Here is a 25,485-nt window from a genome sequence, read left to right on the forward strand (position 1 = left end):
GATGGGATAAGCAATTAGCGATCGCAAAGCGAAAATATTCTATGGTAGGAGAAGCATCTCTTTCTTTTGTATTCTCGCAATCAGGACAATACCACCTACGTCGCGCTGAACCCGGGAGAGGTAAGTAGAAAAAGGCACAGGGGCGCGTTTGCATTGACTAAAATATAACCATCTCCCTGCAGAGTGCCGCATCATGAACATCTTCGGTTTTCAACGTCACCTGGCGATGGTTTCCGGCTGCCTTCTGGCCATCATGTTTGCCTTCTCCGCTTCAGCGGCTTCGACGAATAAATCGCCGCCGGCCCAAAAGGACAAAGCGGAGCTGGCCATCAATATGGATCACATCATGCAGCCGCAAAAAGGCGATCTTCCCGATATGATCAACCGGCGGGCGATCCGGGTATTAACGACCTACAGCAAGACCTTCTTTTTTATCGATAAGGGTACCCAGCGCGGCGCCACCCACGATCTTTTCATCGCTTTAGAAAAAGATCTCAATAGCAGACTGGCAAAAGAGAAGAAGCTGAAGCAGAAACACCTCAAAATGCGGATCGTTTTCATCCCGGTGACGCGGGATAACCTGTTCAAGGCGTTGAATGAAGGTAAGGGGGATATCGCCGCCGCCAATCTCACCATCACTTCATCGCGTCAGGAGCAGGTCGCCTTTACCACCCCGCTCTATAGCGATGTCAAAGAGCTATTAGTTTCTGGGCCATCATCGCCCAACGTGAAAAGCCTGGAGCAGCTTTCCGGTAAAACCGTGTTTGTTCGACGCTCCTCCAGCTATTACGAAAGTTTGCAGGCGCTTAACGCCCGCTTTGCCAAAGCGTCGCTGCCGCCGGTCATTCTGCAGGAGGCGCCGGAGGCGCTCGAAGATGAGGATCTTCTCGAAATGCTTAATGCCGGCCTGATTCCTCTGATCGTGGTGGATCGCCATAAAGCGATTTTCTGGAAACAGGTGTTTCCCAAAATTCAGGTGCATGAAGACATTGTGTTACGAGATGGCGGTAGCATCGCCTGGGCGGTCCGCAAAGATAACCCACAGCTTCTCGCGGTGCTGAATACCTTCGTGAAGAATAATCGTCAAGGCAGCACCCTGGGAAACACGATTCTGCTGCGCTACCTGAAAAGCGCGACCTACGTTAAAAATGCCGCAGCCAACAGAGAACGAGCTAAATTTTTGCAGATGGTCGACATCTTTAGAAAATATGGCGAACGCTATGATGTCGACTGGCTGCTGATGGCAGCCCAGGGATATCAGGAGTCGCGGCTCAATCAATCGGTACGTAGCCACGTCGGCGCAATCGGCGTAATGCAGGTCATGCCCGCCACCGGCAAGGAGCTGAAAGTTGGCGATATTAAGAAAATCGATCCCAACATTCATGCCGGCGTGAAGTATATGCGCTGGATGATTGATCATTACTATGGCGATCAGCCAATGACGCCGCTGAATAAAGCGCTATTTTCGTTCGCGTCCTACAATGCGGGCCCGGCGCGCATCGCGCGTCTACGTACGGAAACCCAAAAACGCGGTTTTGATCCGAACATCTGGTTTGGCAACGTTGAGAATCTCGCCGCGGAAAAAATCGGCGCTGAGACGGTAACCTACGTCAGCAATATCTATAAATACTATATTGCCTATCGGCTGATAATGGATGATATCGCCCGTAAACAAAAAGCGACTGCCGCGCCGCTACCCGAGCCAGGAACGGGCAAGCCGCAGCCCGACGCGGCTACGCCCACAGCGCCTCAAATTCCGACGCCGGCGGCCTGAGAACCTGAAATGAAAAAGCCCCGAACAATCGGGGCTTTTTGTTGGCTTACCGCACAGGCAGCACGTAATAAGGAAAACCTTAGAACGGGATATCGTCGTCGAAGTCCATCGGCGGTTCGTTAGATGGCGCTGCCGGAGCCTGCTGCTGCGGACGAGACTGCGCGCCGCCGCTGAACTGGTTGCCGCCCTGCGGCTGCTGAGGCTGACCCCAACCGCCCTGCTGCTGGCCGCCGCCTGCCGGTGCGCCGCCGCCCTGACGGCCGCCCAGCATCTGCATGGTGCCGCCGACGTTTACCACGATTTCAGTGGTGTACTTGTCCTGACCGGACTGATCGGTCCATTTGCGGGTACGCAGCTGACCTTCGATATAAACCTGAGAACCTTTACGCAGGTATTCGCCAGCGACTTCCGCCAGTTTGCCGAACAGCACAACGCGGTGCCATTCAGTCTGCTCTTTCATTTCGCCGGTTTGCTTATCGCGCCAGGATTCGGAAGTTGCCAGCGTGAAGTTGGCGACAGCGCCGCCACTTGGCATGTAGCGTACTTCCGGGTCCTGCCCCAGATTACCGACGAGAATCACCTTGTTTACGCCTCTGCTGGCCATGATCGAATCTCCTGAATAATACGTTTTGTATAAGTGTAAACCGGGAATTCTAACATCACAAAGGGGCAATTTGATAGCTGCGAAGCCAATTCCAGAAAACATCCCGCCGCTATGCAATTTTTCACTCTCTTACTGCAGCGCCATTCCAATACTGTATATCCAGACAGGTCAAGTTGTGTCATAATTAGCCGTTTCTGCCGTTTGTCCTTCAAACAAACCAGGCAATCCGTGTATCTACCTACCGGGAAAGGTGAATGGATAAGATCGAAGTTCGGGGCGCCCGCACCCATAATCTCAAAAACATCAACCTCGTCATCCCGCGCGACAAACTCATTGTCGTCACCGGGCTTTCTGGGTCTGGCAAATCCTCACTCGCTTTCGACACCCTGTACGCCGAAGGCCAGCGTCGCTACGTCGAATCGCTCTCCGCCTATGCGCGACAGTTCCTGTCGCTGATGGAGAAACCAGACGTCGATCATATCGAAGGGCTGTCGCCGGCGATTTCTATCGAGCAGAAATCGACCTCCCACAACCCGCGTTCGACGGTAGGTACGATTACTGAAATCCACGACTATCTGCGCCTACTGTACGCCCGCGTCGGCGAACCGCGCTGTCCGGATCACGACGTGCCGCTGGCCGCACAGACCGTCAGCCAGATGGTCGATAACGTGCTCTCTCAGCCGGAAGGTCAGCGCCTGATGCTGCTGGCGCCCATCATTAAAGAGCGTAAGGGCGAGCACACCAAAACGCTGGAGAACCTTGCCAGTCAGGGCTATATCCGCGCGCGGATCGATGGCGAAGTCTGCGATCTTTCGGATCCGCCGAAATTAGAGCTGCAAAAGAAACACACGATCGAAGTGGTTATCGACCGCTTTAAAGTGCGCGACGATCTGGCGCAGCGTCTAGCGGAGTCTTTCGAAACCGCGCTGGAGCTCTCAGGCGGCACCGCCATTGTTTCCAATATGGATGACAGTAAGGCGGAAGAGCTGCTGTTCTCGGCAAACTTCGCTTGCCCGATTTGTGGCTATAGCATGCGCGAGCTGGAGCCGCGCCTGTTCTCCTTCAACAACCCGGCAGGCGCTTGCCCAACCTGCGACGGCCTTGGCGTTCAACAGTATTTCGATCCCGATCGGGTAATTCAGAATCCTGAGCTATCGCTGGCTGGCGGCGCCATCCGCGGTTGGGATCGCCGCAACTTCTACTACTTCCAGATGCTCAAGTCGCTGGCGGATCACTATAAGTTTGATGTCGAAGCGCCATGGGGCACCCTCAGCGCTAATGTGCATAAAGTCGTGCTGTACGGTTCAGGTAAAGAGAATATTGAATTCAAATACATGAACGACCGCGGCGACACATCAGTACGCCGCCATCCGTTCGAAGGCGTGCTGCACAACATGGAGCGCCGTTACAAAGAGACGGAATCCAGCGCGGTGCGCGAAGAGCTGGCGAAATTCATCAGCAACCGTCCGTGCGCCAGCTGTGAAGGCACGCGTCTGCGTCGCGAAGCGCGCCACGTGTTTGTGGAAAACACGCCGCTACCGACCATTTCCGACATGAGCATCGGTCATGCGATGGACTTCTTCAACAACCTGAAGCTGTCCGGACAGCGGGCGCAAATCGCCGAGAAAGTGCTGAAAGAGATTGGCGATCGTCTGAAGTTCCTCGTCAACGTCGGCCTGAACTATCTAACGCTCTCTCGTTCGGCGGAGACCCTCTCCGGCGGTGAAGCGCAGCGTATTCGTCTGGCGAGCCAGATTGGCGCGGGGCTGGTTGGCGTGATGTACGTGCTGGATGAGCCCTCTATCGGCCTGCACCAGCGTGATAACGAACGCCTGCTCGGTACGCTCATCCACCTGCGTAACCTGGGTAACACGGTCATTGTCGTTGAACATGACGAAGACGCCATTCGCGCCGCCGACCACGTGATCGATATCGGCCCCGGCGCTGGCGTTCACGGCGGCCAGGTGGTGGCCGAAGGGCCGCTGGACGCCATTATGGCGGTACCAGAATCCCTGACCGGGCAGTACATGAGCGGCAAACGCAAAATCGAAGTGCCGAAACAGCGCGTCGCCGCCGATCCGGAAAAAGTGCTGAAACTGACCGGCGCGCGCGGCAACAACCTCAAGGATGTGACGCTGACGCTGCCCGTCGGCCTGTTTACCTGCATTACCGGCGTTTCCGGTTCCGGCAAATCAACGCTGATTAACGATACCCTGTTTCCCATCGCCCAGCGTCAGTTGAACGGCGCGACGATTGCCGAACCGGCGCCGTACCGCGATGTCCAGGGGCTGGAACACTTCGATAAAGTCATTGATATCGACCAGAGCCCGATTGGCCGCACGCCGCGCTCAAACCCGGCAACCTATACCGGCGTGTTCACGCCGGTGCGCGAACTGTTCGCCGGAGTACCGGAATCACGTTCACGCGGCTATACGCCGGGCCGCTTCAGCTTTAACGTGCGCGGCGGTCGCTGCGAAGCCTGTCAGGGCGACGGGGTGATCAAGGTTGAGATGCACTTCCTGCCGGACATCTACGTACCGTGCGACCAGTGCAAAGGCAAACGCTATAACCGCGAAACGCTGGAGATTAAGTACAAGGGCAAAACCATCCACGAAGTGCTGGATATGACCATCGAAGAAGCGCGCGAATTCTTTGATGCCGTGCCGGCGCTGGCGCGTAAGCTGCAAACCCTGATGGATGTCGGCCTGACCTATATTCGTCTCGGCCAGTCGGCAACCACGCTCTCCGGCGGTGAAGCCCAGCGCGTGAAGCTGGCGCGCGAACTTTCCAAGCGCGGTACCGGCCAGACGCTGTATATCCTTGATGAACCGACCACCGGTCTGCATTTCGCCGATATTCAGCAGCTGCTGGACGTGCTGCATCAGCTACGCGATCAGGGTAATACCATCGTGGTCATTGAGCACAACCTCGACGTGATTAAAACCGCTGACTGGATTGTCGACCTCGGCCCGGAAGGCGGTAGCGGCGGCGGGGAGATTCTCGTTTCCGGCACGCCGGAAACCGTTGCCGAATGTGAAGCCTCGCACACGGCGCGCTTCCTGAAGCCCCTGCTGAAGTAACCTCTCAGGCCTCTTCCTTCGCGGAAGAGGCCTCATTTCATCTCATTTCATCTCATTTTTTTACGCTGATACTTCGTGATTTGCCCGGTGCGCACACTCTGGCGTCTGATAGTCGCTATCGCCCACCGATGTCGGGAAAACTATGCGAGTACCACGCCTCATTCCGTTATTTGTTATCGCCGCCGCGCTATGTGCGGTAAGCGCCTGCTCATGGGTTGGCCGCTACAGCGATACGGCCTATCAGCAATTGCTCACACTCAAGCAATTGCATTTGCAGTTCATCACCACCGCAGCGACGGAGGACGATCAACAACTGAACGCAGAAGATGAACAGATTCGCCAGCAGTTCGCGCAGGCGATGGATCACAGCGATGCGTTGCGCCAGGAAAATTTCAGGATACTTGAAGGTAACTATCTGCGCGTTTACGCCCATCGCCAGATGCTGGGCGCGCCCTTTACTCCTGCCGAAGCGCAATATTTATCGCGGCAGACCCTTTATCTTTATCAACAGGCTATCGCTGGCGAATGTCAGCGAACAGGGAGGGAATAATGCCGACAACCATGGAGATTCGCGCGCTGTTGTCCGCTTGCGCGATTGATAGCGCCGAATGGATGCCATTACTGAATAAAGTACTTGGCGATGAGTACCGTGAAGTACGCGATAGCGGACTCTTTTTACTGCAGGCATTGCAGCAAAAAGCCCAGGGCTGGCTGACCGAAGACGATCTACGGCTACTGCTGGAAGGTCAGCGCGATATTGCCCGCATTCGCGCTAACAACCAGAGTATCGCACGCCAGGCGCAGCTGCAGTCGACATTATTACGTCTGTTCGATATCACGTTGCTGGCGCTGGCAGGGGGGTTATAAGCTAGGCTAACTGCCGCCGCTTATCCTCCGACAGCAGGTCGACCGCCTGCTGGTAGGAGGCATCCACGAGGTAGTAAATCTGCGAGTCTGGCAAGGAGCCATCAAGGAAGACCGTGCTCCAGTGAGCTTTATTCAGGTGCCTGCTGGGGCGTACATCGCGATGTTGTTCCCGCAGCAGCTCGGCAAGCTCCGGGCTGGTCTTTAACGCAACGGCCGGCCGCTTATCCTCCACTTCTTTTACCATGGCGAATAGCACGTCCGCGACCTTGATTTGCGTTGCTTTCCAGTCGCTATGAACGCTTTGTTCCGCGCCCGGCTTCGCCATGCAGTACTGCAGTAGATCCGATATAGTCATTTTTTATTCTCCCGTGAGCGTGGCGACGATATGCCGCGAGCCGCCGTGAATGCGATGCTCCCCCAGCCAGATCCCCTGCCAGGTCCCCAACATGACGTTGCCGTTCTGCACCGGCAGCATCAGTGAAACGCCCAGCAGCGAGGATTTAATGTGCGAGGGCATATCATCAGGACCTTCATAATCGTGTTCATACGGCGCGTTGTCTGGTACGGCGTTGAGAAAATGCTGTTCCATATCAAAACGAACCGTGGGATCGCAGTTCTCATTTAACGTCAGGGAAGCGGAAGTATGCTGGAGTAACAGATGCAGCAGGCCAACCTTGATATGCGAGAGCTCGCGGATTTGGCCAATAATTTCGTTAGTCACCAGATGGAAACCACGAGATTTCGGCCCTAATGTCAGGGTTTGCTGATGCCACATAAACGACTCCTGTAATGTGTGAATCCTTCTAAGTTTGCAGCAAGAAGCGAAAAGGTAAAACCTCAAACGCTGAAATTCGTATAAAAAAAAGACAGCCTGCGGCTGCCTTCTCATGTTCAGATGCGTCGAGTTTCGCGCGCCTTAATATTCTGAATTCACAATCACCTCTTCCCCTTGCGATCCGGCCATCGGCAGCGGTTTGTAGGAGGAGTTTGCCGCGCGCAGCACGCGAATTCCGCGCGCATCGGCATCGCGAGCCGCCGAGATGTCGTTGTCCGAGTCACCGTAGAAGACTTTGATATTCTTCTCCCGTAACCACTGAGTTTTCGTGTTCTGGCCTGGCTTATCGCCGGCAAAAATCACCGGGTTCATATTAGCGCCGGGGATCAGGAAATCATCCTGCAGGGTTTTGGAGACGGTCTCAGTTTTGGTCTGGCTGCGGCCGGTCACGAAGTAGATGCTGTCGCCGCGCTTTATATGCATCGCAATCAGCTGGCGGCCCACTTCTTTCGGCATGCTGAACTCGTCCCAGCCGTTATTCATCTTTTCCCAAAACTCCGGGTTCTTTAGATAGGCTTCGCTGCCGGGAGAATAGGTTTTTTGCCCGCGCCAGAAACCGGGGCTGGAAAACAACACGGTGTCATCGATATCGAAACCCACCGCCATCGGCGCGCGGCCCAGCAGGCTATTTTCGATTTGCGCTACCGATACCCAATGGATCGGCGCCTGTTCGGCAAGTATCGCAACATTCGTCCCCTCCCAAATGGGCTGCGGAGTAGAAGCGCGAGCGACAACGGAGCTATTCAGAGCGAACAACAGACAGGTGGCGCTAATGGCCAAAGTTAACTTACGCATATTTATCCCTATGCCCCTCATGCGCCAGGCCGCTTAGCGGCAACCTGAGTTATTTTGGGTCTAAATAATCGATTCGTTATTATTTTTAATAATGAGTGAGCTCATTAATGTAGCAAGACCTTAACGCCTGACCATACAGATAGAAAGGATTTTCTGCTCAGATATCATATAAAAAGAGCATGATCACACTTCGGGGGTAATATTACCCTCGCCTTAACGCTGACGAGGGTAAATTAGTAAGTAAGCACTTACATTACAGCGGCAAACGCCTGAGCGACGCGCTGGACGTTACGCGAGTTAAGTCCTGCTACGCACATCCGGCCGCTGGCAATCAGGTAAACGCCAAACTCTTCGCGTAGACGATCCACCTGTGCCGCGCTCAATCCGGTGTAGCTAAACATGCCGCGCTGCTTCAGCAGGTAGTCAAAGTTCTTGCCGGGAACGGCCTCTTTCAGCGCATCAACCAGCGTCTGACGCATCGCCAGAATGCGGGTACGCATCGCTTCCACTTCCGCCAGCCATGAGGCTTTCAGCGCCGCGTCGTTCAGCACCGCCGCGACCACCTGCGCGCCAAAATTCGGCGGGCTTGAGTAGTTGCGGCGCACCGTCGCTTTCAACTGACCCAGCACGCGGCCTGCGGTTTCCGCATCATCGCAGACAATCGACAACCCACCGACGCGTTCGCCGTACAGTGAGAAGATTTTGGAAAATGAGTTGCTGACCAGCATCGGCAGGCCGGCGCTGGCAATCGCACGAATAGCGTAGGCATCGTCTTCCATACCGGCGCCAAAGCCCTGATAGGCGATATCGAGGAAAGGAATTAAATTGCGTGCTTTCAAGACCTTAACGACTTCATCCCACTGCGAGTTGCTCAGATCGGCGCCCGTCGGGTTGTGGCAACACGGATGCAGCAGCACGATATCGCGCTCAGGGAGCGTCTGTAGTTTGGCGAGGAAGGCTTCAAAACGCACGCCGTTGGTCTCATCATCGAACCAGGGGTAAGTACTTACTTCGAATCCAGCCCCTTCAAATATGGCGATGTGGTTTTCCCAGGTCGGGTCGCTAACCCATACGCGCGACTGCGGGAAGTAGCGCTTGAGGAAATCGGCGCCAACCTTCAGCGCGCCGGAGCCACCCAGGGTTTGAATTGACGCTACGCGGTTTTGTTTCAGCACCGGATGGTCGGCGCCAAATAACAGCGGCGCAATGGCGTGGCGGTAGCTATTGAGCCCTTCCATCGGTAAATACAGCGAAGCGCCATGCGGCTGGGCATTGAGGCGCGCTTCGGCTTCCGCCACCGCCTGTAGTTGCGGAATAATGCCGTCTTCGTTGTAGTAAAGACCAATGCTGAGGTTCACTTTGTCACTACGCGGATCGTCTTTGAAACGCTCCATCAAGGAAAGAATGGGGTCGCCGGCGTAGGCGTCAACTTTTTGAAACACGAGATGTATCTCCAGGTTTACGAAAGCAGGTATTTACACAATAAACCGGAAGTTGGGGAAGGTCGAGGGGATGTTGGTAAGTTATCGACAAAGATCGCTGCAAACATGGGCGACGCCGCGCGCCGCCCCTGCTCATTACCCCGATAAGCGTAGCGTAATCGGGGAAATATGCCACTGAGAGCCGTTAGTCGAGGTAGCGGATAGCCAGCCTGGAAGTCAGTCGGGTAATAAGTTCGTAAGCACTCACTTTCGTTATTTCCGCGATGCGCTCAACGGGGAGCCCTTCTCCCCATAACACAACCGGATCGCCGGCTTTATCCTGCGCTTCAGGACCGAGGTCGACGCAAATCATATCCATCGCCACGCGACCGACAATCGGCGCTTCGCGGCCGTTGACCAGCACCGGCGTGCCGGAGGGCGCGGCGCGCGGATAACCGTCGCCGTAGCCCATCGCCACTACGCCGAGGCGAGTATCGCGCTCACTAATCCAGGTGCCGCCATAGCCCACCGGCTCCCCGGCTTTATGTTCGCGCACCGCAATCAGGCTGGAGGTCAGCGACATCACCGGCAGGCAACCAAAATCCTCTCCGATAGAGTGATTTTCCAGCGGCGAAACGCCGTAGAGAATGATGCCCGGCCGCGCCCAGTCGAAATGCGACTGCGGCCACAGCAGGATCCCGCCAGAGGCGGCAATAGAACGCAGCCCCGGTTTCCCTTCGGTAAAGGTGGTGAAAATATCCAGCTGACGCTCGGTCGCGCCGCATTCCGGCTCATCGGCACGGGCGAAATGGCTGACGATATTCACCGGCTGGCGAACATTTTTGCACCGGCTTAGCCGCTGATAAAACGCTTCTGCCTGTTCCGGCAGTACACCAAGGCGATGCATACCGGTATCCAGCTTCATCCAGACGGTAACCGGTTCGGTCAGTTCCGCTTGTTCGAGCGCCGCCAGCTGTTCCGGGCTATGTACCACGGTATGCAGTTGCTGCGCGGAAATCAGCGCCAGATCCGCCGCTTCAAAGAAGCCTTCCAGCAGCAATATCGGTTGGGTAATGCCCCCTTCACGCAGGCGCAGCGCCTCTTCCAGGCGGGCGACGCCGAAGGCATCGGCGTCGGTCAGCGTTCGCGCGGTCTCAAGGAGGCCGTGTCCGTAGGCGTTCGCTTTCACCACCGCAACCAGTTTGCTGGCAGGAGCCAGTTCACGCAGGCGTTGCAGGTTGTGTCGCAGAGCGCGGCGGTTAATAACTACAGTTGCCGCTTGCATTTGAATTCCTTAAAAAAAGACAGACGGAGGTTTACTCATCGTCATACTGAGGACCGGCATAATTATCGAAACGCGACCACTGGCCGTTAAAGGTCAGTCGTACCGTACCGATCGGGCCGTTACGTTGTTTACCAATGATAATTTCAGCAATACCTTTTAAATCACTGTTCTCGTGATAAACCTCATCACGGTAGATGAACATGATTAAGTCGGCATCCTGTTCAATAGAGCCGGATTCACGCAGGTCGGAGTTGACCGGACGTTTATCGGCGCGCTGTTCCAGAGAGCGGTTCAACTGCGACAGCGCCACCACCGGCACCTGCAACTCTTTTGCCAGCGCCTTCAGCGAGCGGGAGATTTCGGCGATCTCCAGAGTACGGTTGTCGGAGAGCGACGGTACGCGCATCAGCTGCAGGTAGTCGATCATGATAAGGCCAATACCGCCGTGCTCGCGGGCGATACGCCGGGCGCGCGAACGCACTTCCGTCGGCGTTAGGCCGGAGGAGTCATCAATATAGATGTTACGTTTTTCCAGCAAAATACCCATCGTGCCGGAGATCCGCGCCCAGTCTTCATCGTCCAGTTGGCCGGTACGGATACGGGTCTGATCGACGCGCGATAGCGAGGCCAGAGAACGCATCATGATCTGCTCGGATGGCATCTCCAGACTGAAGATCAATACCGGTTTATCCTGCAGCATCGCTGCGTTTTCCACGAGGTTCATCGCAAATGTCGTCTTACCCATCGATGGACGCGCGGCGACGATAATCAGATCCGAAGGCTGTAGCCCGGCGGTCTTTTTGTTGAGGTCGTCATAGCCGGTATTCACCCCGGTGACGCCATCATGCGGCTGTTGGAACAGCTGTTCAATACGGGCGACGGTGGCATCGAGCACATCGGCGATGTTCTTCGGCCCTTCGTCTTTATTGGCCCGGCTTTCGGCAATTTTAAATACCCGGGATTCCGCCAGATCCAGCAGGTCCTCGCTGGTGCGCCCCTGGGGGTCGAAACCGGCTTCGGCGATCTCGTTGGCCACCGAAATCATTTCACGCACTACCGCGCGTTCGCGCACGATGTCGGCATACGCGCTGATGTTCGCCGCGCTTGGCGTATTTTTGGAGAGTTCGGCCAGGTAGGCGAAGCCGCCGACGCTATCCAGTTGCCCCTGACGCTCCAGCGACTCCGCGAGGGTGATCAGGTCAATCGGGCTGCCTGACTCTTGCAGGCGCGCCATCTCGGTAAAGATATGACGATGCGGACGGGTATAGAAATCTTCCGACACCACCCTTTCGGCGACGTCGTCCCAGCGCTCGTTATCCAGCATTAAACCGCCCAACACCGACTGTTCCGCTTCAATCGAGTGCGGCGGGACTTTCAACCCTGCGAGCTGCGGATCGCGTTCGCGAGGTTCTGTCTGTGGTTTGTTGAAGGGTTTATTTCCTGCCATAGTGAATGGAGTTACCTGTAAATGAGAGACACAAAATTATAAAGGAGTTCACATGGCAACACGAATTGAATTTCCCGCGCATGGAGGCCCCGAGGTTCTGCATGCAGTTGAGTTTACCCCCAACGATCCTGCCGAACACGAAATCCAGGTAGAAAACAAAGCTATCGGTATCAACTATATCGACACCTACATCCGCAGCGGCCTGTATCCACCGCCCTCGCTGCCGAGCGGACTGGGAACCGAAGCCGCCGGTATCGTGAGTAAAATCGGCAACGGGGTTAAACATATCAACGTTGGCGACCGCGTGGTATACGCCCAGTCCGCGCTTGGCGCTTATAGTTCGGTGCATAACGTGCATGCCGACAAAGCGGCAATTTTGCCGGATGCGATTTCCTTTGAGCAGGCCGCCGCCTCGTTTCTTAAAGGGCTGACCGTCTGGTATCTGCTGCGCAAAACCTATGAAATACAAGCCAATGAAACCTTCTTGTTCCACGCGGCGGCGGGCGGCGTGGGGCTGATTGCCTGCCAGTGGGCGAAAGCGCTGGGGGCGAAACTTATCGGTACCGTCGGCAGCGAGCAAAAAGCGCAGCGCGCCCGGCAGGCCGGCGCCTGGGAAACCATTAACTATCGCGAAGAGAATATTGCCGAGCGCGTCAAGGCGCTAACCGGCGGCAAAAAAGTCGCCGTGGTTTACGATTCCGTGGGTAAAGATACCTGGGAGGCCTCGCTCGATTGTCTTCAGCGGCGTGGGCTGATGGTCAGCTTCGGCAATTCATCTGGCCCGGTAACCGGCGTGAATTTGGGTATCCTCAATCAGAAAGGATCGCTGTATGTGACCCGCCCTTCTCTGCAAGGCTACATCACCAACCGGGAAGAGCTGACGGAAGCCAGCAACGAGCTATTTTCGCTGATCGCCAGCGGCGTGATCAAAGTCGATGTGGCGGATAATCAGAAATACGCCCTGCGTGACGCCAGACGCGCGCATGAGATCCTGGAAAGCCGGGTGACCGAAGGCTCGAGCCTGCTGTTACCGTAACCGGATGAGATCGCCAGAAAAGTTTAGGGCCTCCTGACGGAGGCCCTGACTTTTTTTGTTCGGCTGTATGTAGGGTACAGCACGATGAATTCGTTATCGCGCTAATAGTGACAGATTTAATACGCAATGCCTACGCTGTTTTATGCAAAATTACTCAGGTTGTGACACACCGCTCAATCCCCAAAATGATGGCTTAGTAGCGCCAACGATCTTCGCGGCGATAGCGGGTTGTGGTCGGCGATTTTATCGCCCGAATAACCCATACGACGGCCACCGCCAGCAGCAACCAGGGTAGCAGCTTAAACATTAATGCGAACAGGCCGCCGAAGAACATCAGCGCGGTGGCGACGACCAGCGCGGCAATAATGCCAAGCAGCGAGATGCCGGTGACCAGCAACATGACAAAAAAGCCAATAACAAATAAGAGTTCCAGCATGGTCTTCTCCCGAAATAAATAACCAGATAGCTGATTGGTTATTTCAAGAATCATGCCAGGTATAACTCATTGAATTAAAACACAACACCCCGCAGCAGTGCTGTAGGGCGTGGCGAAATAGACCAGTTTTTAGCGAAAAGTTTAACGCTTATCGGCAACCAGCTTCAGCGCGTGTTCCAGCACGTTGATATCGGCGCCCGCTTTGTGGGCATTTTCACTCAGATAGCGACGCCACTGACGCGCGCCGGGGATCCCCTGGAACAATCCCAGCATATGGCGGGTGATATGGCCCAGATAGGTACCGTTGCTGAGCTCGCGCTCGATATAGGGGTACATTGCGCGCACCACCGCCACCGGATCGGCATCCGCGCCGTCGACGCCGAAAATCTCGCGATCCACAGAAGCCAGAATACCCGGGTTTTGATAGGCTTCACGCCCCACCATCACGCCGTCCATATGCTCAAGCTGCTGTTTAGCCTCTCCCAGAGATTTAATTCCGCCGTTAATCGCCATCGTCAGATGCGGAAAATCACGTTTCAGTTGCCAGACGCGCGGATAATCCAGCGGCGGAATTTCGCGGTTCTCTTTCGGACTCAGGCCGGAAAGCCAGGCTTTACGAGCGTGAATGATGAACATTTCACACTCCCCTTTGCCGGAGACGGTCTCAATGAAATCACACAGGAATTCATAGCTATCCCGATCGTCAATGCCAATACGGGTTTTTACCGTTACCGGGATCGACACCACGTCGCGCATCGCTTTGATGCAGTCCGCCACCAGCGCGGCGTTACCCATCAGACAAGCGCCAAACATCCCGTTCTGCACGCGGTCAGAGGGGCAGCCGACGTTGAGGTTAATCTCGTCGTAGCCGCGCGCCTCGGCGAGCTTCGCGCAGTACGCCAACGCCGCAGGATCGCTACCGCCCAACTGCAGCGCTACCGGATGTTCTTCTTCGCTATAGGCCAGGTAGTCGCCTTTACCGTGAATTATCGCGCCGGTGGTGACCATTTCGGTGTACAGCAGAGTATGGCGCGACAGCAGACGCAGGAAGTAGCGGCAATGTCTGTCGGTCCAATCGAGCATGGGCGCGATAGAAAAACGGTGGGCGGCAAAAGCGGTAGACGTGGATTCTGGCATCATGGCGAATAAATAAGCATCCGGGTAAAAAGGGGCGCTACTATAGCACAAACACCAACCACGGCGCATAACGTCGAACGCCACGCGCCATGGTCAAAATGCGGCCTATATTTTCCGCGGTTTGCCGTCGTGCGGGCCAAAGAACTGCGGAGGGTGATCCACCCAGCGATCCTGGCGAGTCGCGGCATAGCCTGGGTTCAACGGATAGTAGATGCGGTTGTGTTTTTTATTCGCCTCGCCAACGACCAGCAGCCGCACCTCCTGCTCGGTATTATTCAGGAAGGTATGACACACGCCAGTCCCCGCCGGAAAGCCGACGCTATCGCCCGGCTCTAGCTTCCATAGGTAGCCATTGATCCAGACTTCCGGAAAGCCTTCCAGCACGTAGATGAACTCTTCTTCATCGCTTTCCGCATGTGGATAAGAGGTTCTGCGTCCCGGCGGTAAGCGTTCATGATGGATGCCCAGCCGATTTAGCCGCAGGCCGCGGGCAAGAGGCGCGCCAATAGAAAACAGCTCGTGACTATCGGGGTAGGTGGAATCATCCGCACCTTCCAGTTCGCGCCAATGTCGAATGCAATCAGGTCGTTTCATCGTTTTCTCCCGAAAATGAGATACATCAGGTATAGCAAAGCTTGCAGGATCTCGGCGTTTTACCTGGTTCGTGATAAAGTAACAGTTTCAACATCACGCAACCAGAGGATGCTCATGGATAACACCACTTCGCAAGAAATGTTAGCGCAGGCTGAAAAGCTTTGCGTGCAACGTGGCGTACGCCTGACCCCGCAGCGTCTGGAAGTGTTGCGTCTGATGAGCCTGCAGCAAGGGGCGATTAGCGCCTACGATCTGCTGGATCTGCTGCGAGAAAAAGAGCCGCAGGCGAAGCCGCCCACGGTCTATCGCGCGCTGGAGTTTCTGCTGGAGCAAGGTTTTGTGCACAAAGTGGAATCGACCAACAGCTATGTACTGTGCCACCTTTTCGATCAGCCGACCCACAGTTCGGCGATGTTTATCTGCGATCGCTGCGGCGTGGTCAAAGAAGAGTGTGCGGAAGGCGTAGAAGATATTATGCATACGCTGGCGGCCAGAATGGGCTTCGCTCTACGGCATAATGTGATTGAAGCGCACGGCCTGTGCGCGGCCTGCGTGGAAGTCGAAGCGTGCAGCGCCCGCGAACACTGTCATCACGATCATACCATCCAGATTAAAAAGAAAGCCCGCTGAGTCGGGCGACATCAGCGGGAAGCTACGGCATATCACTATGCCGTTAGACAGGCATAAACAGGGGGTCAAAACCGCATTCGCTACCAGCGCGTATCGTTCTTACGCTCCCAGTCAGACACCTCTTTTTCGGCCTGATCTTTCGCGTAGCCGTAACGCTCCTGAATTTTACCGACTAGCTGATCGCGCTTCCCTTCAATGACCGTCATATCGTCATCGGTCAGTTTACCCCACTGTTCCTTGGCTTTACCTTTCAACTGTTTCCAGTTACCGCTGATTTCGTCTTTATTCATCATTACGTCCTCATGATTCGGTGGGTTAACAGCCCGTTTTGTTCCGGACATGGTAATAACTATAGATGACAATGCTGACACCGATTCGTTATTCGGAATTTTTAACCATCAGGCCAATTGAACACGCAGGGAGAATTTTCCCGGCTCGCGCTGCGCTCGGCCGGGCTATTTGCATTCAGGAGGGTGAATTAAACCAGGTGCCACGCTGCCAGTGGCGGCGCCAGATGAGCGCCAGCGAAAGCCCACGCAAAGCCAGGAACACGGCCAGCGCCAGCCACAGGCCGTGGTTGCCGAGTACGGGCACAGAGAGCAGCGTCACCGCAAATCCCGCAGCGGCCACCGCCATGCTATTACGCATCTCCGCGCCGCGCGTCGCGCCGATAAACATGCCATCCAGCAGATAACACCAGACGCCAATCACCGGCAGGATCATCTGCCAGAACAGATAGCGGTCGGCCAGCTGCTGCAATGATGGGATAGAGGTCAATAGCGCGATGATATGCTCACCGGCCACGCTGTAGATTAACGCGAACGCCAGCGCGACCATTCCCGACTGCCGACAGGCCGCGCGCCAGACTTCCAGCAGTTGGCTACCGTCACGCGCGCCGTAAGCCTGTCCGGAATGGGCTTCGACGGCATAGGCAAAACCGTCCAGCGCGTAAGCGGTAAAGGTCAGCATGGTCATCAGTACCGCATTGACCGCCACCACGTCGCTGCCAAGACGGGCGCCGAAGACGGTGATGGCGCCAAAACAGAGCTGCAGTAGCAGCGAACGCAGCATGATGTCGCGATTAAGCGCCAGCAGGCGCCGCATATTGCCGCGCCAGGCTTCCTTCAACATGGCAAGCGTCACGCCGCGCAGCGCCAGCACCCGTTTCGCCATCAGCAGGCCGATGATAAAGGTAGCGTATTCCGACAGCGCCGTCGCCAGTGCCGCCCCCTGCACGTTCATATGCAGCCCCATCACCAGCCACAGATCGAGCACGATATTCAGCAAGTTGCCGACCACCAGCAGGATCACCGGGGCGCGGGCGTACTGCACGCCAAGCAGCCACCCCAACAGCACCAGGTTGGCCAACGACGCCGGGGCGCTAAGCCAGCGGATTTCGAGGAACCGTCTGGCCTGCTCCAGTACCGCCTCGCTGCCGCCGACAATATGTAGCGCGAGGTCAATGAGCGGCATGCGGAACAGAACAATGAGCAGCCCGGCGGCCAGCGCCAGGATCAGCGGTTGCACCAGAGCGCGCGCCAGCCGCTGCGGATCTTTGGCGCCGTAGGCCTGAGCGGTTAAGCCAGTGGTGCTCATTCGCAGGAACAACAGCAGCATAAACAGGAAACTAGTGGCCGTCGCGCCGACGGCGACGCCGCCAAGGTATACGGGGCTATCAAGATGGCCGACAACGGCGGTATCGACCAGCCCCAACAGCGGAACGGTAATGTTCGAGAAAATCATCGGTAGCGCAAGGCGCCACAGTGCTTTATCGGCGGCGTTGAGCAGCATGAAGAGGGACCAGACAGAGGAGGAACATCGCAGCGTCATGCATCATGATGACGCTGCGTTAGGACGGGAGTTACAGCCACTCACCGTTACGGATCACGCCGACGGCCAGACCTTCAATGGTGAAGCTCTGCTGGCGCAGATCGACGACGATCGGGGAAAACTCGCTGTTTTCCGGCAGCAGTTCAACGACGTTGCCCTGCTTTTTCAGACGTTTTACGGTGACTTCTTCATCGATACGCGCGACGACGACCTGGCCGTTACGCACGTCCTGAGTTTTGTGCACCGCCAGCAGATCGCCGTCGAGGATACCGATGTCTTTCATCGACATCCCGCTAACGCGCAGCAGGAAGTCGGCATTTGGTTTAAACATCGCCGGGTCAACCTGGTAGTGACCTTCAATATGCTGCTGCGCCAGCAGCGGTTCGCCTGCGGCGACGCGGCCGATCAGCGGCAGTCCGTGTTCTTCTTCCGTCAGCAGACGAATGCCGCGTGAAGCGCCGGAGACGATTTCAATCGCGCCTTTACGCGCCAGCGCTTTGAGGTGTTCTTCCGCCGCGTTTGGGGAACGGAACCCCAAGCGCTGAGCAATTTCCGCACGCGTCGGCGGCATGCCCGTTTGGCTGATGTGATCCCGGATGAGATCAAACACCTCTTGCTGCCTGGTCGTTAACGCTTTCATTCCGCCCCCTGGGTGTATATACAGTTATGCTGTGAGTATATACAGCTAATGGTGATTTTGGAACCACATATCATATAAAAATCAGGAGATTCTTTGCGTTTTGCGAGCGTTGCCGACAAGACTTAGCGGTAATGCGACCACAACAGCATAGTCCAGGTGATCAACGCGATGATTATCGCCAGCAGTACCGCCGCCGAGCCCATATCCTTGGCGCGCCCGGAAAGCTCATGATGCTCAGGCCCGATACGGTCAACCACCGCTTCAATCGCGCTGTTAAGAATTTCGACTATCATCACTAACAGGACCGAGCCAATGAGCAGGACTCGCGTAATGATATCGACATCCAGCCAGCAGGCTATCGCCACGGCCACAATGGCGGCGACGCCTTCCTGCCGGAAAGCGGCTTCGTTCACCCACGCCGCGCGGAAACCTTTCCAGGAATAACCTGCTGCTTTAATGATTCTGGTTAACCCAGTGGTATTATTGGCCATCAAAAAGAACCTTTTAATGTAAATGACGTCGCTGAGTGTACGTGTTTGCCGTGTGACAACGGAAATTTTGTACGCTTTCTGTTATTCTTGCCGCGCATTTGCATGATTAACCAGAGGCTTCACATCGTTTATGTCCGGCTGGCAACGAATTTACTATAAATTACTGAATTTACCATTACGGGTGCTGGTAAAAAGCAAGTCTATTCCGGCAGAACCTGCTCAGGAATTAGGGCTCGATACCTCGCGTCCGATAATGTACGTCTTGCCTTATAACTCCAAGGCGGACCTGCTGACCCTGCGCGCCCAGTGCCTGGCGCATGACTTACCCGACCCTTTTGAACCGCTGGAAATCGACGGCACCCTGCTGCCGCGCTACGTTTTCATCCACGGCGGCCCGCGCGTGTTTACCTACTACACGCCGAAAGAAGAGTCCATTAAGCTGTTCCACGACTACCTGGATCTGCACCGTAATCATCCCGATCTTGACGTGCAAATGGTGCCGGTCTCGGTGATGTTCGGCCGCGCCCCGGGTCGCGAAAAAGGCGAAGAGAATCCGCCGCTACGCATGCTTAACGGTATTCAGAAATTCTTCGCCGTCTCCTGGCTTGGCCGCGATAGCTTCGTGCGTTTCTCGCCTTCTGTCTCTCTGCGCCGCATGGCGGATGAGCACGGTACCGATAAAATCATCGCCCAGAAGCTGGCCCGCGTGGCGCGTATGCACTTCGCCCGTCAACGTCTGGCCGCCGTCGGCCCGCGTCTCCCTGCCCGCCAGGATCTGTTCAATAAGCTGCTGGCATCGAAAGCTATCGCCCGCGCGGTAGAAGATGAAGCACGCAGCAAGAAGATTTCTCACGAGAAGGCCCAGCAGAACGCCATCGCGCTGATGGAAGAGATTGCCGCTAACTTCTCTTATGAAATGATCCGCCTGACTGACCGTATTCTCGGCTTCACCTGGAACCGTCTGTATCAGGGGATTAACGTGCATAACGCCGAGCGCGTACGCCAGCTGGCGCATGACGGCCATGAGATTGTCTATGTGCCCTGTCACCGTAGCCACATGGACTACCTGCTGCTCTCTTATGTGCTTTATCATCAGGGGCTGGTGCCGCCGCATATCGCCGCCGGCATAAACCTCAACTTCTGGCCGGCCGGGCCGATTTTCCGCCGTCTGGGCGCTTTCTTTATTCGCCGTACCTTTAAGGGCAACAAGCTCTACTCCACGGTATTCCGCGAATATCTTGGCGAGCTGTTCAGCCGTGGCTATTCGGTGGAATACTTCGTCGAAGGCGGACGTTCCCGTACCGGCCGTCTGCTGGATCCAAAAACCGGCACCCTGTCGATGACTATTCAGGCAATGCTGCGCGGCGGTAGCCGCCCCATCACCCTGGTGCCGATTTATATCGGCTACGAGCACGTGATGGAAGTCGGTACCTACGCCAAAGAGCTGCGCGGCGCGACAAAAGAAAAAGAGAGCCTGCCGCAGATGGTGCGCGGCCTCAGCAAACTGCGTAATCTCGGCCAGGGCTACGTTAACTTCGGCGAACCGCTGCCGCTGATGACCTACCTCAATCAGCACGTGCCGGAATGGCGCGAAGCCATCGATCCTATCGAAGCTGTCCGCCCTTCCTGGCTGACGCCGACGGTGAATAATATCGCCGCCGATCTGATGGTGCGCATCAACAATGCCGGGGCGGCCAACGCCATGAACCTGTGCTGTACGGCGCTTCTGGCGTCGCGTCAGCGTTCTTTGACCCGTGAGCAACTGACCCAGCAGTTAGATTGCTACCTCGACCTGCTGCGTAACGTGCCGTACTCCACCGATTCGACCGCGCCGACGGCTTCCGCCGGCGAGCTTATCGACCACGCGCTGCAGATGAACAAGTTCGAAGTCGAGAAAGACACCATCGGCGATATCATCATCCTGCCGCGCGAGCAGGCGGTGCTGATGACCTACTATCGCAACAACATCGCCCATATGCTGGTGATGCCGTCGCTGCTGGCCGCTATCGTGACCCAACATCGCCGCATCACCCGTAGCGAAGTGCTGCGTCATGTCGAGATGTTCTATCCGTTCCTGAAAGCCGAGCTGTTCCTGCGCTGGGAAAAAGAGGAGCTGGCGGGCGTTATCGATGCGCTGATGGCAGAGATGCAGCGTCAGGGCCTGGTGGTGCTGAATGGCGATGAGATGAGCGTCAACCCGGCGCACTCTCGTTCCCTGCAGCTGTTGGCCGCCGGCGCGCGCGAGACGTTACAGCGCTACGCGATCACCTTCTGGCTGTTGAGCGCCAACCCGTCCATCAACCGCAGTACGCTTGAGAAAGAAAGCCGCACCATGGCGCAGCGTCTATCGGTACTGCACGGTATCAACGCGCCGGAGTTCTTCGATAAGGCGGTGTTCAGTACTCTGGTGCTGACCCTGCGTGACGAAGGCTACATCAGCGATACCGGCGATGCCGAGCCGGCAGAGACCCTGAAGGTCTACCAGATGCTGGCGGATTTGATTACGTCGGATGTACGTTTGACGATTGAAAGCGCCGCTCAGGACGACGCATAACGTTGCGGCTTCTGTTCCCCGGCTCGCGACGCGAGTCGGGGAAAGAAGGATTTACTGCAGATAACTCATCGCCAGACCGAGAAACAGCACCAGCCCAACGTAGTTATTATTCATAAACGCTTTGAAGCAGTTATCGCGTTCGCGCTTGAAGATAAGCTTCTGCTGCCAGACAAACAATCCCGCCGCGATAAACAGCGACCAGTAGAATTCCCAGTTCAGCCCATTCAGCCAGCCCACCGCGCCCATCAATACCAGCACGGCAACCTGCAGAATACCGATAATCAAACGATCGTTTTCACCGAACAAAATCGCCGTCGACTTAATGCCAATTTTGACATCATCGTCGCGATCGACCATCGCATACTGGGTATCGTAGGCTACCGCCCACAAAATATTGGCGAGGAACATCAGCCAGCAGCTGAGCGGCAGCGCTTCACTTACCGCCGAGAAAGCCATCGGGATCGACCAGCCAAAGGCCGCGCCCAGCACTACCTGCGGCAGATGGGTATAGCGCTTCATAAAGGGGTAGACCCAGGCTAGCGCCAGCGCCGCAACCGACAGCAGGATGGTCATGGTATTGAGCGTCAACACCAGCAAGAAGGAGAGCCCCACCAGTACCGCGAACAATATGCGCGCTTCTTTTTCGGTGACCTCGCCGCTTGGTAGCGGGCGACGAGCCGTACGCTTAACGTGACCATCAAATTTACGGTCGGCATAGTCATTCACCACGCAGCCGGCGGCGCGCATCAACCAGACGCCAGCGACAAATACCGCCAGTATCCACAGCGGTGGCACCCCGGGTGATGCCACCCATAGCGCCCACAGCGTCGGCCACAGCAGCAATAGCGCGCCGATTGGTTTGTCAGTACGCATCAGGCGGTGAAACGCCAACAGCTTATTCTGCGTCAGACTCCACTCCATTTTCTCTTCCTCTTAATACAATGGCGATGCAGGCAGAAAAAGCTCTGTCAGCAGCAGCGGTTTGCCGCTCAGCCGGAGACGGGAACGTCGCCCCCACAGCTGTGCACTACGGCCAATCTCAATAAAATCACGGGTTAACGTCGACGACGTAAACAGATACCGGCCCAGCGGCGTCTGCCCCAACTGCTGCAGGGCTAATTCCGGGCCGCATAGCGTCGATTCCGGCACGAGGGTACGACCGGCAAGCCAGGGTTCGCCATCGGCGCAAAGAATGATTTCCCGTAGCCAATAACGCGCTTCTTCCGGCAATAGGGCTTCTTCGCCCGCCAGCGCGTCGCGTCCGACGAAACCTTCGTTAATCATGGTCACGGTGACCTTTTTCCCTTGTTGCTCAAAGCGCTTAGTCATTGAGTCTTCCAGCAACAGCCAGTCGCGCAGCGGCGCGTCCAGCTCGGGTATGGCGGCAAAATAGCGCAGCGCACGCAGTTGCGTAAGCGCAGGATGTGGCATGCCTGATTCTCCGGTACAAAACGTGCAGGCATTGTATCGCAGAATAGCGTTTTGAGGGCGGGCAAACGTCAATATACGATCATCCGCGCAACAGGCATGCAACAGTTGCCGCTGCGCGAGAAAAAAAAGTGCGTCCAGGCGGACGCACCTAAAGGCTGTGCCTAAACATCAGCATTGTGGGGAGACGGTCACCCCTTGCCTTTTACACTGCTGATAAAGGTGGAACGAGCAGATTTCGAGCCGAGACGTTCAGCTTCGTTCATCAATTTAAGGGCTTTATCGATATCGCCTTGTTTAACCGCTTTCTTGATACCGTTGTTGAAGTAGGTTTCGGTATCGTCAAGCATCGGTTCGCTTTTCGCCGCTGGGGCGGCAGCGACCGGCGCGACAACAGGCGCAGCGGCCGGGGCGTTATAGACCGGCGCCGCGGTATTGCCGACGGTCACCGGGCCCGGGCCGGAAGACCCAAACAGCGGCCCCACCAGCACGCTGGAACTCGAAGACGTTTTCACCTTCAGGCTCAAGGTGCCGTCAGTGGTATGTTTAGCGATCGGATCCGGAATGTCCGGCACCGCGTTACCGGTGCCTTTCGCGTAGGCTTTCGCCGGGTCGATTAATTTGGTGGTCTGCTGCAGATCCTGCGGAGTGGTAAACACCAGCACATAAATTTTCTGCTGTCCCAGCGCCGGCGTCAGGCGCATTACCCCTTCCAGGCGGTCGGCGCTCATCACGCCCGGCTCCAGATAAGTGAAATAGCTGCTCGGGAAGAAGGCGGACGGCGTCATGCTCTGATCGAGGATCAGCACGTTTGGCGCATAGACGCTGGTCTGTTTGTCGACTTCGCTGGTCAGCGTCAGGGTTAACTCGCCGATATTGGCCGGTACGCTATAGGCCACCACCGGCCCGGCGATACCGGGAACATTCAACGTTTGACCGGCGATCGCCACTTTAGAGGTTTGGGTTTTCGATTGATCGACCGGCGTCCAGGTCAACTGCTGCAGCGAGGAGGCCGGGATGGACGGCGCGGCAGAGGTATTCTGCGGCACGAAATTGACATCAGCAAAACTGACTGCGGGTACGCTGGCCAGCAGGCCGGCGGACAGGCAGAGGGCAACGAGACTTTTCTTCATATTCATTGTTATCACCTCAATTCCTATGGCCGAGCGTTAGCCAGGCAATAGCGCGCTGGGCCGAAAATAGAGGGGCTGATGCCCCTCTTTTACTCATCATGATGCGGATAGCATTACCACCAGATTTCCATCTGGGCGCCGAAGGTCCACTCATCGTCGTCGCCGCGGCTGGAAGTGTTGATACCGGTACCAGAGGTATCGCGCATGGCGACGCCGCTATCGGTGTAACCCCACTTCTCATCCCACTTCGCGTAGGTGGCGAACAGACGAATTGCCGGACGGGACCAGATGCTGTCGCCCGCCTGCCACTGTTGCGCCAGGGTGATTTTGTACTGGTTGTTGCTGTCGCCGGTTTTCTGCGATTTGACGTTGTCGTAGCCGACTTCCAGCAGGGTGCTCATGATCGGCGTCCATTTGTACATAGGACGTACGCCGACGGTCCACCATTTGGTACCGTTGTTGTTGTCCAGGTTGACGTCCTGGTACATGGCGACGTACATCATGTCCCAATCGTCCGCCAGAGAGACCGCGCCGTGGTCAAGCACACGCCACATGGAACCATCGTTATTAATGCTGCCGCCCTGCGGTACGCCTTTACCGTTGGAGGTCATGGCATCGGTCGCGTACTGCAGAACAAATTTGTTGTAGCCTTTCAGGATGCTCTGGGTATGTTCAGCGGTGAACATCCAGCCATCTTTCGATGCATCCGGCTGCAGGTAGTAGTCATCCGGCACGTTGGTGTGACCATAGTCCACGCCCAGCTCCAGCGTACCGCCCGGGTTGGTTTCCATCTGCGCTAAACGCACGTCGAAGACGTCGTTCGGTACCAGATGATCATAAACGCGTTCGCCAGTCAGCGGATCGCGGTCAGCATAGGTTGCCGAGCCGCCGGATTCAGAAGAACGAGTGGCGGCCAGAGAGAGTTTACCGAAGCCCAGATCGATGTTTTCGATACCGGCGCCAGGACCGGAAATATCCCAGTAGTAGAAGTCGATCATGTGAACGTCATGACGCTGATAGAAGCGCTTACCAGCCCACAGGGTTGAACCCGGCAGCCAGTCGATCAGGTTTTTACCCTGCACGTTAACTTCACGGAAGGCCGGGCTGGTAGATTCCCAGTCGTTCTGCTGCGATACCGAGTAGGCAACGTTGGTATCGAAGTAGAAGCTCTTATCGCCCTCTTTCCACACTTCCTGGCCCAGTTTCAGTTCAGCGTAAGTTTCACATTCGTTACCGAGACGGTATTTACTTTGAGCGCCGGTGGCCTGGAAGCACTGCTGTTCGCCGCCGCTGCCGGTCCAGCCAATACCGGAACGAGCGTAACCATGGAAATCGACAGCCAGCGCCTGGGCAGACATCACGCCCGCCGCAACGGCTACCGCCAGTGGAAGTTTGCGCAGAGTAATCATCATTCTATCTCCTGAGATCATTGCTTTTCTTTGAACACTTCCCCGTCGGCCGCCGCATG

25 protein-coding genes are annotated in these 25,485 nt (G+C 56.1%); 7 read left to right on the plus strand and 18 right to left on the minus strand.

Annotation, left to right across the window (positions count from 1 at the left end):
* Positions 1 to 193: 193 nt before the first annotated feature.
* Complete coding sequence (locus ABLV78_RS23570) at positions 194 to 1,774, plus strand: MltF family protein (RefSeq protein WP_047045871.1); 1,581 nt, start codon at positions 194 to 196, stop codon at positions 1,772 to 1,774.
* Between the two features lie 79 nt (positions 1,775 to 1,853).
* Here the strand turns inward: ABLV78_RS23570 and ssb1 are convergent, their stop codons facing one another.
* A complete protein-coding gene (gene ssb1, locus ABLV78_RS23575) occupies positions 1,854 to 2,378 on the minus strand; it encodes a single-stranded DNA-binding protein SSB1 (RefSeq protein WP_015368746.1) in 525 nt (174 codons plus the stop codon).
* Positions 2,379 to 2,632: 254 nt separating this feature from the next.
* Between ssb1 and uvrA the strand changes: the two genes are divergently transcribed.
* From uvrA to ABLV78_RS23590, 3 genes are all read left to right on the plus strand, one after another.
* Entirely contained in the window at positions 2,633 to 5,458 is a 2,826-nt protein-coding gene (gene uvrA / locus ABLV78_RS23580) for an excinuclease ABC subunit UvrA (RefSeq protein ID WP_045396741.1), read from the plus strand.
* Between the two features lie 142 nt (positions 5,459 to 5,600).
* The gene (locus ABLV78_RS23585) at positions 5,601 to 6,008 is read left to right on the plus strand and encodes a hypothetical protein (RefSeq protein ID WP_047045868.1); all 408 of its coding nucleotides are present in this window, start codon (positions 5,601 to 5,603) and stop codon (positions 6,006 to 6,008) included.
* Positions 6,008 to 6,325 (plus strand): hypothetical protein, encoded by a 318-nt coding sequence (locus ABLV78_RS23590; RefSeq protein WP_045396749.1) that lies wholly within the window; start codon positions 6,008 to 6,010, stop codon positions 6,323 to 6,325. The genes ABLV78_RS23585 and ABLV78_RS23590 overlap by 1 nt, the downstream gene beginning before the upstream one ends.
* 1 nt (position 6,326) lies before the next feature.
* Here the strand turns inward: ABLV78_RS23590 and ABLV78_RS23595 are convergent, their stop codons facing one another.
* The 6 genes from ABLV78_RS23595 to dnaB all read right to left on the minus strand — a co-directional run bounded on the left by ABLV78_RS23595 (position 6,327) and on the right by dnaB (position 12,108).
* Positions 6,327 to 6,680 carry an MmcQ/YjbR family DNA-binding protein gene (locus ABLV78_RS23595; protein WP_020079872.1) on the minus strand — a complete coding sequence of 118 codons (354 nt, stop codon included), beginning with the start codon at positions 6,678 to 6,680 and terminating at the stop codon, positions 6,327 to 6,329.
* Positions 6,681 to 6,683: 3 nt separating this feature from the next.
* Positions 6,684 to 7,100 (minus strand): secondary thiamine-phosphate synthase enzyme YjbQ, encoded by a 417-nt coding sequence (locus ABLV78_RS23600; RefSeq protein WP_045396752.1) that lies wholly within the window; start codon positions 7,098 to 7,100, stop codon positions 6,684 to 6,686.
* A gap of 141 nt (positions 7,101 to 7,241) precedes the next feature.
* Complete coding sequence (aphA, locus tag ABLV78_RS23605) at positions 7,242 to 7,955, minus strand: acid phosphatase AphA (RefSeq protein ID WP_047045864.1); 714 nt, start codon at positions 7,953 to 7,955, stop codon at positions 7,242 to 7,244.
* Positions 7,956 to 8,203: 248 nt separating this feature from the next.
* Entirely contained in the window at positions 8,204 to 9,397 is a 1,194-nt protein-coding gene (gene tyrB, locus ABLV78_RS23610; protein ID WP_047045861.1) for an aromatic amino acid transaminase, read from the minus strand.
* 184 nt (positions 9,398 to 9,581) lie between these two features.
* Positions 9,582 to 10,661: an alanine racemase gene (alr, locus tag ABLV78_RS23615; RefSeq protein ID WP_047045858.1), complete on the minus strand. Its 1,080-nt coding sequence runs from the start codon at positions 10,659 to 10,661 to the stop codon at positions 9,582 to 9,584.
* A 31-nt stretch (positions 10,662 to 10,692) separates the two neighbouring features.
* Positions 10,693 to 12,108, minus strand: a complete 1,416-nt coding sequence (dnaB, locus tag ABLV78_RS23620; protein ID WP_015368755.1) for a replicative DNA helicase — start codon at positions 12,106 to 12,108, stop codon at positions 10,693 to 10,695.
* Between the two features lie 52 nt (positions 12,109 to 12,160).
* On the opposite strand from dnaB, the gene ABLV78_RS23625 reads away from it, so the two are divergent.
* Positions 12,161 to 13,144: a quinone oxidoreductase gene (locus ABLV78_RS23625; protein ID WP_045396772.1), complete on the plus strand. Its 984-nt coding sequence runs from the start codon at positions 12,161 to 12,163 to the stop codon at positions 13,142 to 13,144.
* 193 nt (positions 13,145 to 13,337) lie between these two features.
* Here the strand turns inward: ABLV78_RS23625 and pspG are convergent, their stop codons facing one another.
* The 3 genes from pspG to ABLV78_RS23640 form a co-directional block, all read right to left on the minus strand.
* Positions 13,338 to 13,580, minus strand: coding sequence for an envelope stress response protein PspG (pspG, locus tag ABLV78_RS23630; RefSeq protein WP_045396775.1), 243 nt, complete (start codon positions 13,578 to 13,580; stop codon positions 13,338 to 13,340).
* A 141-nt stretch (positions 13,581 to 13,721) separates the two neighbouring features.
* Positions 13,722 to 14,720, minus strand: coding sequence for a tRNA dihydrouridine(20/20a) synthase DusA (dusA, locus tag ABLV78_RS23635; RefSeq protein ID WP_088389933.1), 999 nt, complete (start codon positions 14,718 to 14,720; stop codon positions 13,722 to 13,724).
* Between the two features lie 102 nt (positions 14,721 to 14,822).
* On the minus strand, positions 14,823 to 15,311 hold the full coding sequence (locus tag ABLV78_RS23640; RefSeq protein ID WP_015368759.1) for a cupin domain-containing protein: 489 nt from the start codon (positions 15,309 to 15,311) through the stop codon (positions 14,823 to 14,825).
* A gap of 114 nt (positions 15,312 to 15,425) precedes the next feature.
* Here ABLV78_RS23640 and zur point away from each other — a divergent pair, with 114 nt between their 5' ends.
* A complete protein-coding gene (zur, locus tag ABLV78_RS23645; RefSeq protein ID WP_045379090.1) occupies positions 15,426 to 15,941 on the plus strand; it encodes a zinc uptake transcriptional repressor Zur in 516 nt (171 codons plus the stop codon).
* Positions 15,942 to 16,021: 80 nt separating this feature from the next.
* Here the strand turns inward: zur and ABLV78_RS23650 are convergent, their stop codons facing one another.
* From ABLV78_RS23650 to ABLV78_RS23665, 4 genes are all read right to left on the minus strand, one after another.
* On the minus strand, positions 16,022 to 16,231 hold the full coding sequence (locus ABLV78_RS23650) for a CsbD family protein (RefSeq protein WP_015704042.1): 210 nt from the start codon (positions 16,229 to 16,231) through the stop codon (positions 16,022 to 16,024).
* A gap of 175 nt (positions 16,232 to 16,406) precedes the next feature.
* Complete coding sequence (dinF, locus tag ABLV78_RS23655; protein WP_047045853.1) at positions 16,407 to 17,732, minus strand: MATE family efflux transporter DinF; 1,326 nt, start codon at positions 17,730 to 17,732, stop codon at positions 16,407 to 16,409.
* Between the two features lie 70 nt (positions 17,733 to 17,802).
* Entirely contained in the window at positions 17,803 to 18,411 is a 609-nt protein-coding gene (gene lexA / locus ABLV78_RS23660) for a transcriptional repressor LexA (RefSeq protein ID WP_015704040.1), read from the minus strand.
* 122 nt (positions 18,412 to 18,533) lie between these two features.
* Entirely contained in the window at positions 18,534 to 18,902 is a 369-nt protein-coding gene (locus ABLV78_RS23665; protein ID WP_045396782.1) for a diacylglycerol kinase, read from the minus strand.
* Positions 18,903 to 19,032: 130 nt separating this feature from the next.
* Here ABLV78_RS23665 and plsB point away from each other — a divergent pair, with 130 nt between their 5' ends.
* Positions 19,033 to 21,456, plus strand: coding sequence for a glycerol-3-phosphate 1-O-acyltransferase PlsB (gene plsB, locus ABLV78_RS23670; protein WP_045396787.1), 2,424 nt, complete (start codon positions 19,033 to 19,035; stop codon positions 21,454 to 21,456).
* Positions 21,457 to 21,507: 51 nt separating this feature from the next.
* On the opposite strand, the gene ubiA is transcribed toward plsB, so the two are convergent.
* From ubiA to ABLV78_RS23690, 4 genes are all read right to left on the minus strand, one after another.
* Positions 21,508 to 22,377, minus strand: coding sequence for a 4-hydroxybenzoate octaprenyltransferase (gene ubiA, locus ABLV78_RS23675; RefSeq protein WP_045396790.1), 870 nt, complete (start codon positions 22,375 to 22,377; stop codon positions 21,508 to 21,510).
* Between the two features lie 12 nt (positions 22,378 to 22,389).
* Positions 22,390 to 22,887 carry a chorismate lyase gene (gene ubiC / locus ABLV78_RS23680; protein WP_015704038.1) on the minus strand — a complete coding sequence of 166 codons (498 nt, stop codon included), beginning with the start codon at positions 22,885 to 22,887 and terminating at the stop codon, positions 22,390 to 22,392.
* Between the two features lie 188 nt (positions 22,888 to 23,075).
* On the minus strand, positions 23,076 to 24,023 hold the full coding sequence (malM, locus tag ABLV78_RS23685; protein WP_045396796.1) for a maltose operon protein MalM: 948 nt from the start codon (positions 24,021 to 24,023) through the stop codon (positions 23,076 to 23,078).
* A 107-nt stretch (positions 24,024 to 24,130) separates the two neighbouring features.
* On the minus strand, positions 24,131 to 25,429 hold the full coding sequence (locus ABLV78_RS23690; protein WP_015704036.1) for a maltoporin: 1,299 nt from the start codon (positions 25,427 to 25,429) through the stop codon (positions 24,131 to 24,133).
* Positions 25,430 to 25,485 lie beyond the last annotated feature (56 nt).

This window comes from Klebsiella sp. CN_Kp075, from assembly GCF_040065055.2.
Classification (GTDB): Bacteria; Pseudomonadota; Gammaproteobacteria; order Enterobacterales; family Enterobacteriaceae; genus Klebsiella; species Klebsiella aerogenes.